General features: G+C 47.9%; 1 protein-coding gene. It reads left to right on the top strand.

All coding sequences use genetic code 11. The annotated features are described in order from the left end of the window. Nucleotides 1–422 (top strand): hypothetical protein (locus U0R11_RS13575; RefSeq protein ID WP_406752376.1); only part of this gene is annotated, 422 nt, incomplete at both ends.

Genomic DNA, 422 nt, shown 5'->3' with positions numbered 1-422 from the left:
ATACGGTAACAGGCTTTGATGCGAGTAGCAATAACATTACCGTAAGCACTAGCTTAAGCGGAGCCATCACTGGATTATCAGGCACGAATAAATTAAACAATGCTGGCGACTTTAGTAGTGGAGTAGCAAGCGTAAGTAGCTTGATCTATACAGGAACAGCAGGATCAGGAACCTTCACGTTCACTCCAGCCACAGGAACAGCCGTAACGAGTGCGAATGTAACGATAGGTGCAGGTTCTGCTAGCAAGTTCATCATTACAGGAACAGGCACACAAACAGCAGGAGCTAGCCAAACCATTACGATTACCGCCAAAGATGCGAGTGGCAACACAGCAACAGGCTATACAGGAGCTAAGTCGATCACGTTCAGTGGAGCGAATGCTTCAAGTAGCCCAGCTACCAACCCAACTGTAGCAAGCACG

The sequence above is a fragment of the Aquirufa salirivi genome (assembly GCF_045310485.1).
GTDB lineage: Bacteria > Bacteroidota > Bacteroidia > Cytophagales > Spirosomataceae > Aquirufa > Aquirufa salirivi.
Note: the sequence above shows the minus strand (reverse complement) of the source record. Positions and strands in the feature narration are given on the sequence as shown.